Raw genomic sequence first — 16,669 nt, 5'->3', positions numbered from 1 at the left:
ACGTTTTTATTTCAATAAGTTATATTTGCTTTCAAATCCACTAAAGAAATGATTGTTGTTACAGGTGCTGTTGGCTTTATTGGAAGTTGCCTCATAGAGAGACTGAATTCTGACGGATACAATGATATTGTTGCTGTCGACTTGTTTGATAACGAAGCAAAAAACGCCAACCTTCTTAGTAAGAAAATTCTGAAGCAAGTAAGTCGGGAGTCCTTCATCGATTGGCTAGATGAGAATGGCAACAAAGTGGAATTCATTTTCCATCTGGGGGCTAGGACTGATACAGCTGAATTTGATAAAGAACTATTAAATCGTCTAAATACGGATTATACTAAAAACGTTTGGAAGAAGTGTATCACATACCAAATCCCACTAGTTTACGCCTCTTCTGCAGCGACTTATGGTGATGGAGCGCATGGCTACAATGATGCGCATGATCAACCGTTTCAGCTAGAGCCATTGAATCCATATGGAGTATCTAAAAACGAATTCGACAAATGGGCTTTGAAAGAAGAAACACAACCCTTCTTTTGGGCAGGTTTGAAATTCTTCAATGTTTACGGACCTAACGAATACCATAAGGGAAGAATGGCATCAGTGGTGTTTCATGCATACAACCAGATTAAGAAAACGAGTAGCATGAGACTTTTTAGGTCACATAATCCAGATTTCAAGAATGGAGAACAAATGCGGGATTTTGTTTATGTCAAAGACGTAGTGGATGTTTGCTGCTTCTTAATGCACCACAGACAAAATTCTGGCATTTATAATTTAGGCAGTGGAGAAGCTCGAACGTTTTTGGATCTGACTCGGGCTGTTTTCAAAGCAATCGATGTGAAGGAAAACATTGGTTTTATCGATACACCAGAAGATATCAGAGAGAAGTACCAATACTTCACAGAGGCAGATATGAATAAGTTAAAGTCTATTGGCTATGATCGACCTTTTACTTCTCTAGAAGACGGCATCAATGATTATGTAGGAAATTATCTTACGAAAGATTTAAAATATTAAGAGATGAGAGTAATATTGACACTTTTGTTATTATGTTCATTTACTTTAGTTCAGGCACAGAGTAACAAGAAAACCGAAGCGGACAGCGTAGTCTTTTTTTATGCGAGTATGAAAATGAGGAGTGGGCTAAATGTGGTATCACCAATTGATTCGGTGTCCCTACCTAAAAAGGGCATTAAGCAAGAGCTCTTTAAGCTCAATGCAAACAATAGACTGAGATTTGTGAAATTTGCTCAGAAAGAATTGGGTGATCCCACACTCAGTGCAAAGATTAATAACAGAACAAATATATTAGAGGCTAATGGAGATTTGAGACAACTTAAGTCAGATCTCGACAAGTATCTATCACAAAATAAAGGCAACGTATATAACCTATTGAATTATGTCTTTGCCAAACCCAACGCTGAAAAGGCCTTAAAAAAGGAAACACGATATGAATAAGAAATTAATTGTAGCATTTGTGGTATGTCTATTTGTTGCTACCGCATGTGGTCAAAGAGCAAAGTACGTTGAGTCTGATGTTATAGAAATCCTAGTCTGGGGAGATATTGACCCAGGAGAATGGATAGAAATTGATGGACTCAAACTTGTTCATGCAAAGAATGATACTCTTAGTGGTTGTCAGATAGATTATTTCCATGATTATGTAACTGTGAATGATGGAAATACGTCAGATGATCACTTTTTTCTACCCAGTACCACATATTATGTTTGCGTAGACGAAGGTAAGTTTACCGAGTCACGAATCAGTCCAGGAGATGTTACTCAGAACATGCTTTCGGCAATGAATGATTTTGCCAAAATTGAAGGAGCTTCTTTGCAACTACCATATAAAAACGGCACTAATCTTTATGAAATGTCTCAAGGCAAAATGAGGATTACTCGAACTGATGGTAAACCAATCAGGATATCTACGAGCGCAAATTATAAGGCTCAAATTGGTAAAGCCACTAAGTCTAGTTAATGAGTAAATCTAAGAAGAGAGTATTTACTATCATCTCCCTTCTTGTACCTATACTCTTCTTTGTCTTACTAGAGTTGGTGCTAAGACTGGCGAACTATGGGGAAGAATATCCTCTCTTCATTGATGATACCGTTGATGGCAACTACCTAATACTGAATCCCGAAGTTTCAAAGAGATATTTTCCGGTAGAAGAGTTTGCTACCAAGGGTCAATATGATCTCTTTTTGAAAGAGAAAACTGAAAAAACCTTGAGGGTAGTGGTACAAGGGGCCTCTACCTCTGCTGGCTTTCCTTACCAGCACGGTGGGTCTTTCCCTAGGCTGCTTGAACAACGTCTTCAGTACAACTATCCCGACTATCAAGTAGAGGTAATAAATACCAGTTTAGCAGCCACCAATAGTTTCACAATATTGGACTTTGTAGATGAAATTATTGAGCAGAGTCCTGACATCATTATCATATATAGCGGACACAATGAATATTATGGAGCCCTAGGAGTAGGTTCGAGTCAGTCAATTGGCAAGACGGCAGCGGTTACAAACACCTACTTGAAACTCAAAAATGTGAGACTAGTTCAATTAATTAGAAACTGGGTTAGAAAGGCTTACATTCCATCTGAAGACCCTAACAAGGAGTCGTTAATGGGCAAGATGGTTCAGAATACAAGTATAGAATTTGAATCAGCAGTTTATCAGGCTGGACTAGATCAATATGAATTCAATATGTCTCGTGTCCTTGCTAAGTACAAGGAAGAAGGCATACCAGTGTTTATAAGTAGTCTGGTGAGCAACTTAAAGGACTTTGAACCATTTGAGAGTGGTACGAGCGAGCATGCTTCTGGGCTATTTAAAGCAGGAAGAAAAGCCTTGGAAACCGGAGATGTTCCAGAGGCGAAAGCCAAGCTTATAGAGGCTAGGGACAATGATTTACTTAAGTTTAGAGCCCCATCTGGAATTGAAGATTTAATCGGTCTGTTGGCCCAAGAACATGGAGCAGTACTTGTCGATTCTCGAAAGAAATTTGAATCCGAGAGTAGCTTTGGAATCATTGGAAATGAGCTTTTGCTAGAGCACGTTCATGTAAATCTTTCGGGTGCCAGACTCTTTGCAGACACCTTTTTCGAATCCTTAAAAGTCTATTTAGATCAGAATGGATGGGCATCACCTGTAGATTCAAACGAAGAATTCGAGTATGTCATCTCCGAGGTAGATAGCCTTTTCGGAATCAAACTTGTTAAAAAATTGATGAACAATTGGCCATTTACAGATCAAGTTGTTACGGAGGAGCAGGTTGAAAACCCTACAGAGATTGATTTTCTTGTTAATGGGCAAATACCATGGGTACAAGCTATGAATGAGGCTTACTTGAGGCAGCTTAATGAAAACCCTGAAGAAGCTTTGAAAACAGCCAAAGTATTGGTTCAGGAATATCCTGATCAAATTGAGCCTATCGTTATGGTGGCTGATGCCTTTATGAAAATGGGAGCTTCAGCAGAGACTGAAGAGTTTATAAGTACCTTGCCCAAGGACAAATTAAATATAGAATTAAAGAAGATCAGGCTGACAAACCTTATCAATTGGGAAAAGTTTGAGCATGGCATAGCAGTGGCACAAGAAGTGTTTGCTCAAGAGCGAATTCCTCAGAATGAGTTTACCGTTCGTGCCTTGACAGACATCTCAAAAGTTGATTTGAATAATTTAGAAGGGACTGATATCAAGACCAATCCCAATAAATACATTAGTGCTTTGGGTGCATTGCTGTATATTAAGAAGTTAGAATCGGCTAAGAAGCTAAATGCAGTTTTGCTTGAGTTAATCCCTCAAAATGAGCAACTTAAGACTATAAATAAGAATTTTCTACTTTGATAATATGAATAACCTTAGAGAACTACTACGATTTATGGCTGCTAGGAAGCGTCTTTGGTTAGCACCAATTATTATCATATTACTATTGCTAGGGGTGTTGATAGTCTTTGTAGAAGGATCTGCTATTGCACCATTCATCTATAGCATGTTCTAAGACCTTTATGAGTAATCAATACATTCTTGGAGTTTCAGCATTCTATCACGACTCAGCAGCTTGCCTTCTTTTGAATGGTAAACTTGTCGCAGCTGCCCAAGAAGAACGATTTACTCGCAAAAAACATGATTCTTCATTTCCTGAAAATGCCATTAGGTTTTGCTTGGATTATGCTCAAGTTGACCTGAATCAGGTCCATACAGTAGCGTTTTATGAGAAACCACTACTGAAATTTGAAAGAGTCCTCGAAAATTTTCTTGCGATAGCCCCTAAAGGAATTCCTGCATTCGTCAAGTATATGCCAGCATGGCTAAAAGAAAAAGTATTTTTCCGAAAGCACTTGAATGACAAACTTAATGCATTGGATTTAGGAGACACAAAGGATTTGAAAGTCACTTTCAGTGAGCATCATCTGTCTCATGCTGCCTGGGCTTATTTTACCTCCCCATTTAAAGAAAGTGCCGTACTGACAATTGATGGTGTTGGAGAATGGACCACTACCGCTATCTATAAGGCCAAGGGCAAAGAGATTGAATCAATACAGGAACAGAGTTATCCTCATTCGTTGGGTCTTTTGTATTCTGCATTTACTCAGTTCTTAGGTTTCAGGGTCAATGATGGCGAGTACAAAATGATGGGTTTGGCACCATATGGAAACCGAGAATCCGAGATCTATAAAAATGGTAGAAAAGAGATAGAGTCCACCTTGGTGAAGGTCTTTGAGGATGGATCAATTAGGCTCAACCTGAAATACTTTAGATTCCTTGAAGGAAAACGAATGACAGCTTCTAGACTTTGGGGTGAGTTATTCAATATGCCTGAAAGATTGGAACAAGATGAACTAACTCAGAGTCACTGCGACTTTGCCTTAGCAGCCCAGGACTTTACAGAGCATGTTATTTTGTTGCTCGCAAAAGAGGCAAAAGAGGTGACTGGGCTCAGCAATTTGTGTATAGCCGGTGGAGTGGGTTACAACTGTGCAGCAAACGGAGTACTGATTAAAGAAGCAATTTTCGATAACATTCATATACCACCTGCAGTAGGAGATTCTGGGAGCGCAGTGGGAGCCGCGTTGCTGACCAACGCTTTGGATGATGAGTCTTTTGAAAAAGGAGACGAACCTTTAAAAAATAGCATTTCGTTTTTGGGGCCTCAATCCACTAATGTTCAGATTAGGGCGCACCTTGAGTCGAAAGGTCAAGAGTTTAACACTATTGATAACCTTGATGCATTATGCAATAGAACTTGTGATCTCCTAAATCAGGGAGCTGTCGTGGGATGGATGCAAGGTCGTATGGAGTTTGGTGCACGGGCATTGGGTGCGCGAAGCATTTTAGGTGATCCAAGAAGGCCAGAAATGCAACACGTCATAAATCAAAAAATCAAATTTCGCGAATCTTTCAGGCCGTTTGCTGTAATACTGCTCGAAGAGGATTTAGAAGACTTCTTTTGCCTAAAAGAGCCCTCGCCATATATGGCTATCATTACTGAGATTGTGCCGGGTCTCCAAAAGCCAAAACCAGATAACTATGAGACATTATCTATTAGAGAAAAATGCGACTGGGTAAATTCTGACTTCCCAGGAATTAGTCATGTTGATTACTCATGTAGGGTTCAAACAGTTGATGAAAATACCAATAACCGACTTTGGCAACTCTTAAAAACCTATAAGCAGAAAACGGGCTTTTCTTTGCTGATAAATACAAGCTTCAATGTTAAAGATCAGCCAATAGTTTGTACACACCAAGAGGCATATGACTGTTTTATGAACACGAATATGGATGCACTGGTGATGGAGGACAATTTAATTCTTAAACCCACTGAGGCATGAGTAAAAAGCTCGATACTAAGAAGTCGCAAGCGATAGTCCTCGGTTTGGTGACCGGGCTTCTTGTCATTTATTTTTATCTAACAACATATAAAGACAAGGATGCTGATGTTTTACTCATCATCACAATGTCAATTGCCGTTGTGTCTGCGCTTTTTGGGAAAGCAGCTTATTATATCGCCTGGTTATGGATGAAGTTTGGACTCCTTTTAGGTAAGATTAACGGCACGCTCCTTTTGACCTTAGTTTATCTCTTGGTTGTTACTCCGATCGCATGGTTAAAGAAACTCTCAGGATCAAATTCAAACTTCAAGACTAGCTCAGAAGGCGATTCTGCTTTCGTTAAAAGGAACAAGACTTTTAGCAAGGATGATATTCAGTTACCATGGTAAACTGAGTTATGATTATTTCTAGTCGATCATTATAATAACGAGTTTCAGATTTTAATATATTTGCAGGCTAATTGTCAACAGGCATGGTTTACGTCAGTAGAAAGGAACATTTTAACGCAGCGCATAAACTGTACAACCCCGACTGGTCTTTAGAAAAGAATCTGGAGGTTTTTGGACCCTGTGCTAATGCCAATTGGCATGGACATAACTTCGAACTGATTACTACGGTCAAGGGTAAGCCCGATCCAGATACCGGTTTTGTTGTCGATTTAAAGGCACTTTCTATACTGATCAATACTGAAGTGATTGATAAGCTAGATCATAAAAACTTAAACTTGGACGTGGACTTCATGGAAGGAAAAATGGCGAGTTGTGAGATTCTAGTGATGGAAATCTGGAGAATACTAGCACCTAAAGTCAAAGAGCTTGCAAATGATGGTGAGCTGCATTCCTTGAAGTTATATGAAACGCCACGTAATTTTGTGGAGTACTTAGGAGAGTAAAAGCATAAAAAAAGTGGCCTAAGCCACTTTTAATTTTTTGAACTTCGATTTCTCGAACTTCTCTTGGGCATAAGCCCCATCTATTTCTAAAACTTTTGTAACGTCATCGGAAGGTAATTCAAACATAGCGTCTGTCATGATTGCTTCACAAATCGATCGCAAACCTCGAGCTCCCAGTTTAAATTCTAATGCTTTTGTCACAATGTAGTCAAGTGCATCATCGCTAAAGATCAGCTCCTTATCCTCCATTTCGAAAAGCTTGATATACTGTTTAGTCAGTGCATTCTTAGGTTCGGTAAGAATACTCTTCAGTATTTCAGTATCAAGCGGATTCAGATGCGTAACAATTGGCAATCGACCAATAAGTTCAGGAATTAGACCATAGTCTTTCAAGTCCTGTGCATTAATATATTGATGCAAATTATCTCTGTCAATGTCATGAGCTTCATCACTAGTAGCTGCAAAACCCAATGGCTGAGTATTAAGCCTGTTTGCTATATGACGCGCTATACCGTCAAAGGCGCCACCGCAAATGAAAAGAATGTTGTCCGTATTAACGGAGATCATCTTTTGATCAGGGTGCTTTCTTCCACCTTGGGGTGGTACATTAACTGAAGTTCCTTCTAAAAGCTTCAATAAAGCCTGTTGAACACCCTCACCACTCACATCTCGTGTTATGGATGGGTTATCCGACTTGCGCGCAATCTTATCGATTTCATCAATATAGATAATACCCCTTTCGGCTGACTCAACGTCATAATTCGCTGCCTGAAGTAGTCTTGTCAAAATGCTCTCTACATCCTCGCCAACATAACCTGCTTCCGTCAACACAGTCGCATCCGCAATACAGAATGGGATTTGTAAGATTTTAGCTAAGGTTTTGGCGATATAGGTTTTACCAGTACCGGTTTCGCCAACCATAATGATATTGGACTTTTCAATCACAATATCATCCGCTTCAGACTTCTGAATAAGCCGCTTGTAGTGATTGTAAACAGCTACTGAAATAACCTTTTTGGCCTCATCCTGACCAACTACATACTGGTCGAGATATTTCTTCATATCAATCGGCTTAATGAGATTGAATTTTGGAGAGTCTTCAGACGTTTTAGTCTTTAACTCCTCAGATAAAATCTGATTTGCCTGAGTAATACAGTGATTGCAGATGTGGGCATGAATGCCGGAGATCATCAGATCTACATCTTTCTTGTTACGCCCACAGAATGAGCAAGTCACCTCGGCCATATTGGTTTTATTTTCTTTCAAGTACCTCGTCTATTAGACCGTAAGACTTTGCCTCGGCAGATCTCATCCAATAATCCCGGTCAGAATCATTTTCGATTTTATCATATTTCTGCCCAGTATGATGTGCAAGAATATCGTAAAGATCTTTTCTTAACTCTTGCATTTGCTTAAGCGTAATCTCCATATCGCGAGACTGGCCCTGCATACCACCACTTGGTTGGTGAATCATTATTCGTGAATGCTTCAACGCAGCTCTTTTGTTTGCTGCACCACCAGCCAGGAGTACCGCACCCATAGAAGCAGCCATACCAGTACAGATAGTGGCCACGTCAGGCTTTACAAACTGCATTGTATCATACATACCCAGGCCAGCGTAAACTGATCCTCCAGGACTGTTGATATACATTACAATATCTCTATTAGGATCTACAGACTCTAAGAACAACAGCTGTGCTGTGATAATGTTGGCGATATTATCGTCAACACCCATTCCTAGAAAGATAATCCTATCCATAATCAATCTCGAAAACACATCGATCTCCGCAAAACGCGTAGGCCTTTCCTCGATCACTGATCGAGTCATGTTTTCAATATGATTTGTATAATCATCTATAGCCGAACCACTAACCCCTTGGTTGTGTATGGCGTATTTTCTAAATTCTTTACCGTCAATCATTAGTTTTTTAAACCTTAATCCAACAAAATTAAAAAAAAAGCCCTCTTGGGAAAGGACTTTTTGTTAACAGATTAAATAGGATAGAAGTTCGGACTATGCCCCAACTATTTCCTTGAACTTGTCAAGGCTCACTTTTTTCGCCTTGATTTCGATGTTTTCTTTAACGAAACCTAAGACTTTATCTTGCTGAACCTGCTCGGCCATTTTCATGTAATTCTGACCATTTTCACCCTGTAGATAGTTCTCAACAAATGAATCCATCTGATCTCCTAACTGACCCAGACCTGATCCCATAAACTGAGCTTCAATCATTTTCTGAGTAGCTGCTTTGATGTCATCATGCTCAGGTTTGATCTCATTGTCTTTCGCCACTTGGCCAGAGATAAGATTCCATCTCAGCTGGTCAGCATAAATATCATACTCTTTAGCGATGTCAGCGTCTGTTACTTTGCCTTCTCCTGAGAGTTTCAGCCAATCTTTCAAAAACGCATCTGGAAGACTGATTTTAGTCTTTTTGATCAATTCGTCTTGGATTGTCTTGTTTAACCAAGCGTCAGTTTCACGGACATAATTCTGACCTACAGTATCAATGATCTTGGCTTTGAATTCATCTTCAGATTTAACAACATCAGGACCGAATGTTTTGTCAAACAATTCTTGGTCGATATCTGCTAATTCTTTTCTGTTGACGTTTTTCACCTCAAAGTCGAATTTCAAGTCCATACCTTCAAGCTCATCGGCAGTCTTACCAATTAGTGCAGCTTGCTTGGCTGTATCTTTATAAAGCTTTGCTAGGTCAACTTTAATAGAATCTCCCTTTTTCTTACCAACAAATTTCTTTGCGTTGGCGGCAGTCAGTTCGCTTGGGTCAAGGGTAGTGTCGTGCGATAAGTCACTGTCAGCCTGGGTGAATGTTCCAAAAAGAATATCACCAGCTTCGCTTACCTCAGGATTAGTCATTTTACCAAACTGAGTTCTGACGTTGTCCATAGTCTCGGCAACTACTTTATCATCAACCTCAATTTCGTAAGAAGTCACTTTTACCTTCTTGTCTAATGCAACGCTAAAATCGTCCACCAAACCAATGTTATACTCGAATTCGAAGTCTACCTGGTTTTCCCAGTCAGTCGAATCGATGTTTTGTTGATTAGGAAGAGGCTCGCCCAATATCTTCAACTCATTGTCTCTGATATAATCTTGAATGGCATGACCAACAATGTGGTTGATTTCCTCTATCAAGATAGACTTACCATACATCTTTTGAATTACGCCTTGAGGCACCTTACCCGGCCTAAAGCCTTTGATCTGAGCCTTCTTGCTGTAATCTTTGATTTTTTCGCTTACTTTCGATTGATAATCACCCTCGTTTAATTTAACTTTAATAGAGGCTAAATTCGAATCCTTTTTGTCTAACGTGATATCCAATGTTTTACAGTTTTATGTCAACATAAATAAAAACCCTCAAATCTTTCGACTGAGGGTTCTTTCGGTGCGGATGGAGGGACTCGAACCCCCATGCCCTGAGGCGCTAGATCCTAAGTCTAGTGCGTCTACCAATTTCGCCACATCCGCAGGCACTTTGAAAATGGACTGCAAAGGTAAAAGATTTACTTTTTAAATCAACAAGACAATCGCGAAAATTTTTACTAAATATTCACACAAATTCCTCCCTAACTTTGTAGCATGATCGCGGTCGATATAGAAGAAGAAAGAAAGGAGATAATCAGGAGATATCGGAAGCTTTTGAGAAAGGCTAAGCCGTTTCTGAAAGATGATGATGCCAAGCTTATAAAGAAGGCATTCAATACCTCGGTTGAAGCGCACAAGGAAATGCGCAGAAAGTCAGGGGAGCCATATATTTATCATCCCTTAGCAGTAGCACAAATATGCGTTGAAGAGATCGGGCTTGGAACTACTTCTATAGTGGCAGCCCTGCTGCATGATGTAGTAGAAGACACGGAAATTGAACTCGATCAAATTGAAGAGGACTTCGGCCCGAAGGTGGCCAAAATCATTGATGGCCTTACCAAAATCTCTGGAGTATTTGACCATGGAAGCTCACAACAGGCTGAGAACTTTAGAAAAATGCTCCTCACCCTTTCTGAAGATGTTAGGGTAATTTTAGTAAAACTTGCCGATCGCTTGCATAACATGCGAACCCTCGGTAGCATGCCGAGGCATAAGCAACTAAAGATCATATCCGAGACTATCTATCTATATGCACCTCTAGCTCATCGGTTGGGCTTGTATGCGATTAAATCAGAGCTGGAAGATCTTTGGCTGAAATATTCTGAGCCAGATATCTATCAAGAAATTGTCTCGAAGATTGCCGAAAATAAGGCTTCGAGAACTCGCTTCATCAAAAACTTCATGAGCCCTATTTTAGATGAAGTAATCAAAACTGGGCTCAAGTTCGAAGTTAAGGGTAGGCCTAAATCGATCCATTCGATATGGAATAAGATGAAAAAACAGGATATACCTTTTGAAGAGGTATATGACTTGTTTGCAGTCAGGATAATTGTGGACACACCTCATGATCATGAAAAAGCTGCCTGCTGGCAAGTATATTCTATTGTAACAGACTTTTACACCCCGAACCCCGATCGATTGAGAGATTGGGTGAGTACACCAAAGGCGAATGGTTATGAATCGTTGCACACCACAGTAATGAGCCGCACAGGTAAATGGGTAGAAGTGCAGATCCGTACGAAGCGGATGGATGAAATTGCTGAGAAAGGCTATGCGGCCCATTGGAAGTATAAAGATGGTATGGTCAGTTCACATGAATCTGGACTCGAGTTATGGGTAGAGAAGGTTCGAGAAATGCTCGAAGGCAACGATACCAACGCCATTGAGTTTGTCGATGACTTCCGTGCAAATCTTTTTAATGAGGAAGTTTTTGTGTTTACTCCTAAAGGAGATTTAAAAATTCTGCCAAGCGGATCTACATCACTCGATTTTGCTTTCGACATTCACACTGAGGTGGGAGCTAAGTGTCTAGGAGCAAAAGTTAATAACCGGCTCGTTCCGCTTAACTACGAACTGAGAAATGGTGATCAGATTGAAATACTGACGTCCTCTAAACAGAGACCAAATGAAGATTGGCTGAGATTTGTAGTCACCTCAAAAGCTAAGTCGAAAATAAAAGATACTCTTAAGGAGGCTAAAAAGCAGGCAGCCTTGGATGGTAAGGAAATTATTCAGCGTAAGCTGAAACAAATGAAAATTCCTTTCGATGGCGATGTTGCCAATCAACTAAGGGCTTATTTCGATGAGAAGACGGTTACGGATTTCTACTACAAAGTAGGGAAAGGAATAATCGACCCATCTCGAATCAAGAATTTCAAAGACTTCAAAACCGAGAAGCAGAAATCAACCAGAACCAAGACAAAGTCATTTGAATATTCAGATGATTTCTCAAAGATGAAATCGTCCGAGACGGACATATTGCTCATCGGAGATGATATGGATGTTTTGGATTATAAGTTTGCTAAGTGCTGTAGTCCGATCCCCGGAGATGATGTTTTTGGGTTTGTAACCGTAAACGAGGGGATAAAAATTCATAGAACCACATGCCCGAATGCTCCTAAGCTTCTATCTAATCATGGTAATAGAATAGTAAAGGCGAAATGGCAGTCTGAGCAGCAAAACGCTTTCTTGGCAGGACTTAGAATTATTGGTACCGACAGAGTGGGTCTGATGCGGGATGTGACTGATATTATTTCGAACGAATTGAAAGTGAATATGCGCTCAATAAGTATCGACACTGAGACTGGTATTTTTGATGGCCAAATCCGTTTGTATATCAATAATACAAGTCACTTGGATGAACTAATCACCAAGCTCGAAAAAGTTCAAGGTGTGATGCGTGTAACTCGTTTTGAATCAGTAGAGGAGAAAGGGAATTCTTGATTCCTTTAATGACAAAGAGTCTTATATTTGCAGCCTAACTAATACGCATGTCGCTCAATACAAAGGTATTTGATGAAGTAAAGGAAATTTTCACAGCTTATTTAGAAAATAAGACCCTGCGAAAGACACCTGAGCGGTTTGCAATCCTAGAAGAAATTTACTCCAGAGATGGTCATTTTGATGTGGAATCGCTCTACATCAGTATGAAGAATAAGAATTATCGGGTTTCGAGGGCCACAGTATATAACACCCTTGATCTTTTGGTTGAATGTGACTTGGTCACCAAACATCAGTTTGGTAAGAACATGGCGCAGTATGAGAAGTCATACGGTTTCAAACAACATGATCATATCTTAATGGTAGACTCGTCAGAAGTAGTTGAATTCTGCGATCCGAGGATACAGAATATTAAGAACACACTCGAAGAGATGTTTGATATAGAGATTATGCATCATACCCTTTACTTCTTTGCAAAGAAAAAATCGGGTGATTCCGGAGATAACAAGAAAATAGGTTGACATGGATTTTACCTCAAAAGATCAAGATGGAGTATTCATTCTCACGTTAAATGGAAATTTGATAGGAGAAGAAGTAGGCTCGGGAATACTTGAAGCAGCTAATGAAGCTGTGAATAAAGGAATGGTTCTGTGTCTAATAGATATTGAAAATGTCAAATACATAAACAGTAGCGGAATTGGGGTCCTGATTACCCTTTTGACCAAGTTTAGAAATCACGAAGGGGAGGTAGTAATTGTCAAACCTTCAGAACATGTGAATAAGCTTTTGATTATCACTAAGCTTACCGCAATATTCAAAATCGCTGACTCGGTTGAAGAGGCGATCAAAGAACTTAAATCATAATCCACGTGCTTCGCACGCTAATAGAAAATCATAGATGAAAGTAGACGTACTCTTAGGTTTACAATGGGGAGATGAAGGCAAAGGAAAAGTAGTTGACTACCTAGCCCCTAAGTACAATGTTGTAGCCAGATTTCAAGGAGGACCAAATGCTGGTCATACATTAGAGTTTGACGGACATAAGCATGTACTTCACCAAATACCATCTGGGATTTTCAGAGAGAATATTAAGAACATCATTGGAAATGGTGTGGTGCTCGACCCTGTAGTTTTCAAAAAGGAAATTGAAGGGTTAGCCAAATTCGAGATCAACTTAAAGGCAAATCTTTTCATTTCTAAAAAGACTCAGCTGATCCTCCCAAGTCACAAGTTGCTAGATGCAGCTTATGAGCAGTCTAAAGGAAAGAATAAAATCGGATCGACTCTCAAAGGAATTGGACCATCATACCAAGACAAAATTGCACGAAATGGCTTAAGAGTTGGTGATATTCTTGCGCCAGGTTTTGAAGAGCGCTATCGAAATTTGGTAAGCAAGCACGAAAATACACTCAAGCACTATGAGTTTGAATATGATTTGGCGGCAGCCGAAGCTCCTTTCTTCGAGGCTATAGAGTTTTTAAGAGAGTTTAATCTTGTCAACTCTGAGTACCTAATTAATAAGAGTATCCAATCATCTGATACCGTTCTGGCCGAAGGTGCCCAAGGTTCGTTATTAGATATCGATTTTGGTAGCTACCCTTATGTGACTAGTTCCAATACTATGACAGCTGGTGCTTGCACTGGTCTGGGAGTGGCTCCACAAAATATCGGAGAGGTCTTCGGAATTTTCAAGGCCTATTGCACAAGAGTAGGCGGAGGTCCATTCCCGACTGAATTATTTGACGCAACCGGTGAGGCTATTCAAAAAGAAGGAAACGAGTTTGGTGCTACTACAGGTAGGGCTAGAAGATGTGGTTGGTTAGATCTGCCAGCACTTAAGTACGCCATTATGATCAATGGCGTTACACAGCTTTTCATGATGAAGGCTGACGTTCTTTCCATACTCGATGAAATCAAAATTTGTACCGCCTACAAGCTTTCTGATGGTACTATTACTGAGGAGATGCCATTCCAATTGCTAGATGAAGAAGTAAAACCAATCTACGAGACACTGCCAGGATGGAAAGACGATATCACTGGTGTAAGAAGCATGGATGATATGCCGGCAGCTTTAGAATCTTATATCAAGTACATTGAAGAGGCAACTGGTGTGCCAATCAAGATTGTCTCGGTGGGCCCTGACAGAACTCAGACAGTCATTAACTAGCTGCTGGAAGTAACAATAGTGCTGTATTTATAAACATAAGACTGTCACTTTTTGCTATCAATTCGTTTCATAACAACATGCTTTATGGGGTTATGAAGGGTACCAAAACACGACAGATCAGTTTTCTGCCAAGTTCGACAATCGCAATCGGGGTTCTTTCAGTCCTTCTTTGTTTTCAATCTTGCAATAAGAAGGGTTCGGATAACTTGAATGTCAATATAAATTCTGAGAGGTTCTCTAACCCTAGAGAATATTCCAGCATAGTAGACTCTACATATGTAACGTTTTGGAAAGCACTGCAACACAATCAGCCCAATATGCCAATGAGTGTAATGGCACAAGGCATCGGATCGGGATGGGGTAATTGGGGAATGCATGAGATGGGATATAATCCTAAAAGAGCTTTAAATAATTCGCCAAACTATATCTATTCAGAAACAATTACCACCGCTTGGAATGGACTTTATGAAGTGTTGGGCACTATGAATGATTTTCTAAGTGTCATGCAAACCAACCAAGCACAGATAATTGATGAACTGGGGGCAGAAGCTAAAGATGAATTGATAGCTAACGCCAAGGGCCTTCAAGGGCTCTCTTTAGGATATCTATCATTGCTTTATGATCAGGCATATATTGTCGATGAGAATTCAGATCCTTCATCTAGTAATTTTAGCACCTATGAAGAAGTGAATGATGCTGCAGGCTTAAAACTTGCAGAGGCCATTGGGTTGTTTCAGGGTTCTGACGTGGAAATTACTGGATGGAACGGTTTGGTGTATGTTGGAGATAATGCGGCAGACTTGTTGAAGGCCTTCATGGCGAAGTTTGAGGTACTACAAGCTCGAAACCTAGATGAACTGCAAAATATAGATTGGTCAAGTGTATTGGCTAACACCACAAATGATATTTTAGATTTGGCCCCTATTGGCAATGACAAGGAAGAATGGTGGCATCGAATGCTGATTCAAGGCCAAGACCCTAATTGGGTAAGGATGCATCAGAAAATCATTAAAATGATGAATCCAAATAAGCCAGATAGTGAAGTTCCGTATCCTTATCCGGGTGGTATATTCAACATGCCAGAAATTAACGACCCTGAAGATATAAGAGTGAATACTGATTTTACCTATAAGTTTTTACTCAATCCAGGTCGTTTGGCTTATCTGTTGTCAAGTAACTATATATACAATAGATATAGTGACTACCGCACTACTTTGACCGGGCCAATGAATTTTTTTACAGCAAGTGAAGTGTCCCTGCTTAGGGCAGAGGCTATTTTGAAAACTGGAGGTGATAGGTCAGTTGCTGCTTCTATTATTAATAACACCAGAGTACTAAGAGGAGGGCTTCAGCCTTTGACCGGAGCTGAGAATCTAGAAGTCCTTTTACAGGCGATCAGTTACGAGCGATTTGTCGAGTTCACTTTTCATGCTGCCTGTAATGTTTGGTTTTACAGACGTATAATTACCCCTCCCGGTAATCAGGATAGTTTGAACGTCTACTACTTAGAGCCAAATTCTGCAAGACATTTCCCTGTTCCAGGTTTTGAACTTAATTTCAATAATCTTCCCATATATACTTTCGGAGGTGCCGAACCAGAACAATAGTCGTCTTGATATGTACGACAAGTGACAATTCCAATTGTCCATACTGGTTATCAGACATTTAGAAAATTCTTTATTTTTCTCATTGTAGGAAGTACCATAATCTAATAAATCCTATTACCTTTGTCGTCCCTTCAGCAGGAAGGGTTCTTAAGGATTGACAGGGTAGAGAATTTCTAAAAATTTATTTCGAATAAATAGACTAGTAATTCAAATATAATTTTTACCTTTGCAGCCGCTTCGGGGATGAGAATTCTTGGGGTTATGAAAAGGGAGCATCAAAAGTGGTGTTTTTCTAGATTGGGAGAAGGGGTTTTAGGGCCTTTGATTTCAACGTTTACTGCGAGG

Annotated in this window: 16 protein-coding genes and 1 tRNA gene; 13 read left to right on the top strand and 4 right to left on the bottom strand. The window is 39.9% G+C overall.

Annotation, left to right across the window (positions count from 1 at the left end):
• Positions 1-48 precede the first annotated feature (48 nt).
• The 8 genes from rfaD (at position 49) to J4E76_RS19655 (ending at position 6,720) form a co-directional block, all read left to right on the top strand.
• A complete protein-coding gene (gene rfaD, locus J4E76_RS19690) occupies positions 49-1,014 on the top strand; it encodes an ADP-glyceromanno-heptose 6-epimerase (RefSeq protein ID WP_208506516.1) in 966 nt (321 codons plus the stop codon).
• A gap of 3 nt (positions 1,015-1,017) precedes the next feature.
• On the top strand, positions 1,018-1,455 hold the full coding sequence (locus J4E76_RS19685) for a hypothetical protein (RefSeq protein WP_208506515.1): 438 nt from the start codon (positions 1,018-1,020) through the stop codon (positions 1,453-1,455).
• A complete protein-coding gene (locus tag J4E76_RS19680; protein WP_208506514.1) occupies positions 1,448-1,978 on the top strand; it encodes a hypothetical protein in 531 nt (176 codons plus the stop codon). Before J4E76_RS19685 ends, J4E76_RS19680 begins: the two co-directional genes overlap by 8 nt.
• Positions 1,978-3,843: a hypothetical protein gene (locus J4E76_RS19675; RefSeq protein WP_208506513.1), complete on the top strand. Its 1,866-nt coding sequence runs from the start codon at positions 1,978-1,980 to the stop codon at positions 3,841-3,843. Before J4E76_RS19680 ends, J4E76_RS19675 begins: the two co-directional genes overlap by 1 nt.
• Positions 3,844-3,847: 4 nt before the next feature.
• Complete coding sequence (locus J4E76_RS19670) at positions 3,848-3,997, top strand: DUF5989 family protein (RefSeq protein ID WP_170827510.1); 150 nt, start codon at positions 3,848-3,850, stop codon at positions 3,995-3,997.
• A gap of 7 nt (positions 3,998-4,004) precedes the next feature.
• Positions 4,005-5,828: a carbamoyltransferase N-terminal domain-containing protein gene (locus J4E76_RS19665; protein ID WP_208506512.1), complete on the top strand. Its 1,824-nt coding sequence runs from the start codon at positions 4,005-4,007 to the stop codon at positions 5,826-5,828.
• Positions 5,825-6,217, top strand: coding sequence for an SxtJ family membrane protein (locus J4E76_RS19660; protein ID WP_208506511.1), 393 nt, complete (start codon positions 5,825-5,827; stop codon positions 6,215-6,217). Before J4E76_RS19665 ends, J4E76_RS19660 begins: the two co-directional genes overlap by 4 nt.
• Before the next feature lie 83 nt (positions 6,218-6,300).
• Complete coding sequence (locus J4E76_RS19655) at positions 6,301-6,720, top strand: 6-carboxytetrahydropterin synthase (protein ID WP_208506510.1); 420 nt, start codon at positions 6,301-6,303, stop codon at positions 6,718-6,720.
• A gap of 18 nt (positions 6,721-6,738) precedes the next feature.
• Here the strand turns inward: J4E76_RS19655 and clpX are convergent, their stop codons facing one another.
• The 4 genes from clpX to J4E76_RS19635 all read right to left on the bottom strand — a co-directional run bounded on the left by clpX (position 6,739) and on the right by J4E76_RS19635 (position 10,213).
• Positions 6,739-7,965: an ATP-dependent Clp protease ATP-binding subunit ClpX gene (clpX, locus tag J4E76_RS19650; protein ID WP_208506589.1), complete on the bottom strand. Its 1,227-nt coding sequence runs from the start codon at positions 7,963-7,965 to the stop codon at positions 6,739-6,741.
• A 7-nt stretch (positions 7,966-7,972) separates the two neighbouring features.
• The gene (locus J4E76_RS19645) at positions 7,973-8,641 is read right to left on the bottom strand and encodes a ClpP family protease (protein ID WP_208506509.1); all 669 of its coding nucleotides are present in this window, start codon (positions 8,639-8,641) and stop codon (positions 7,973-7,975) included.
• Between the two features lie 93 nt (positions 8,642-8,734).
• Positions 8,735-10,066, bottom strand: coding sequence for a trigger factor (tig, locus tag J4E76_RS19640; RefSeq protein ID WP_208506508.1), 1,332 nt, complete (start codon positions 10,064-10,066; stop codon positions 8,735-8,737).
• A 65-nt stretch (positions 10,067-10,131) separates the two neighbouring features.
• Positions 10,132-10,213 (bottom strand) — tRNA-Leu (locus tag J4E76_RS19635).
• Positions 10,214-10,324: 111 nt separating this feature from the next.
• Between J4E76_RS19635 and J4E76_RS19630 the strand changes: the two genes are divergently transcribed.
• The 5 genes from J4E76_RS19630 (at position 10,325) to J4E76_RS19610 (ending at position 16,324) form a co-directional block, all read left to right on the top strand.
• On the top strand, positions 10,325-12,553 hold the full coding sequence (locus J4E76_RS19630) for a bifunctional (p)ppGpp synthetase/guanosine-3',5'-bis(diphosphate) 3'-pyrophosphohydrolase (protein WP_208506507.1): 2,229 nt from the start codon (positions 10,325-10,327) through the stop codon (positions 12,551-12,553).
• 47 nt (positions 12,554-12,600) lie between these two features.
• Positions 12,601-13,071 carry a Fur family transcriptional regulator gene (locus J4E76_RS19625; protein WP_208506506.1) on the top strand — a complete coding sequence of 157 codons (471 nt, stop codon included), beginning with the start codon at positions 12,601-12,603 and terminating at the stop codon, positions 13,069-13,071.
• Between the two features lies 1 nt (position 13,072).
• Positions 13,073-13,414: an STAS domain-containing protein gene (locus J4E76_RS19620; protein ID WP_208506505.1), complete on the top strand. Its 342-nt coding sequence runs from the start codon at positions 13,073-13,075 to the stop codon at positions 13,412-13,414.
• A gap of 34 nt (positions 13,415-13,448) precedes the next feature.
• Positions 13,449-14,717: an adenylosuccinate synthase gene (locus J4E76_RS19615; RefSeq protein ID WP_208506504.1), complete on the top strand. Its 1,269-nt coding sequence runs from the start codon at positions 13,449-13,451 to the stop codon at positions 14,715-14,717.
• A 206-nt stretch (positions 14,718-14,923) separates the two neighbouring features.
• Positions 14,924-16,324 (top strand): RagB/SusD family nutrient uptake outer membrane protein, encoded by a 1,401-nt coding sequence (locus tag J4E76_RS19610; RefSeq protein ID WP_208506503.1) that lies wholly within the window; start codon positions 14,924-14,926, stop codon positions 16,322-16,324.
• Positions 16,325-16,669: the final 345 nt, after the last annotated feature.

It is taken from the genome of Roseivirga sp. E12 (assembly GCF_017592825.1).
In the GTDB taxonomy this organism is placed as follows: Bacteria; Bacteroidota; Bacteroidia; order Cytophagales; family Cyclobacteriaceae; genus Roseivirga.
This window is presented reverse-complemented; position numbering and strand designations above follow the sequence as displayed.

Coding starts and splice junctions, on each gene's coding strand:
- rfaD (WP_208506516.1), top strand. CDS start 49: ATGATTGTTGTTACAGGTGCTGTTGGCTTTATTGGAAGTTGCCTCATA.
- J4E76_RS19685 (WP_208506515.1), top strand. CDS start 1,018: ATGAGAGTAATATTGACACTTTTGTTATTATGTTCATTTACTTTAGTT.
- J4E76_RS19680 (WP_208506514.1), top strand. CDS start 1,448: ATGAATAAGAAATTAATTGTAGCATTTGTGGTATGTCTATTTGTTGCT.
- J4E76_RS19675 (WP_208506513.1), top strand. CDS start 1,978: ATGAGTAAATCTAAGAAGAGAGTATTTACTATCATCTCCCTTCTTGTA.
- J4E76_RS19670 (WP_170827510.1), top strand. CDS start 3,848: ATGAATAACCTTAGAGAACTACTACGATTTATGGCTGCTAGGAAGCGT.
- J4E76_RS19665 (WP_208506512.1), top strand. CDS start 4,005: ATGAGTAATCAATACATTCTTGGAGTTTCAGCATTCTATCACGACTCA.
- J4E76_RS19660 (WP_208506511.1), top strand. CDS start 5,825: ATGAGTAAAAAGCTCGATACTAAGAAGTCGCAAGCGATAGTCCTCGGT.
- J4E76_RS19655 (WP_208506510.1), top strand. CDS start 6,301: ATGGTTTACGTCAGTAGAAAGGAACATTTTAACGCAGCGCATAAACTG.
- clpX (WP_208506589.1), bottom strand. CDS start 7,965: ATGGCCGAGGTGACTTGCTCATTCTGTGGGCGTAACAAGAAAGATGTA.
- J4E76_RS19645 (WP_208506509.1), bottom strand. CDS start 8,641: ATGATTGACGGTAAAGAATTTAGAAAATACGCCATACACAACCAAGGG.
- J4E76_RS19630 (WP_208506507.1), top strand. CDS start 10,325: ATGATCGCGGTCGATATAGAAGAAGAAAGAAAGGAGATAATCAGGAGA.
- J4E76_RS19625 (WP_208506506.1), top strand. CDS start 12,601: ATGTCGCTCAATACAAAGGTATTTGATGAAGTAAAGGAAATTTTCACA.
- J4E76_RS19620 (WP_208506505.1), top strand. CDS start 13,073: ATGGATTTTACCTCAAAAGATCAAGATGGAGTATTCATTCTCACGTTA.
- J4E76_RS19615 (WP_208506504.1), top strand. CDS start 13,449: ATGAAAGTAGACGTACTCTTAGGTTTACAATGGGGAGATGAAGGCAAA.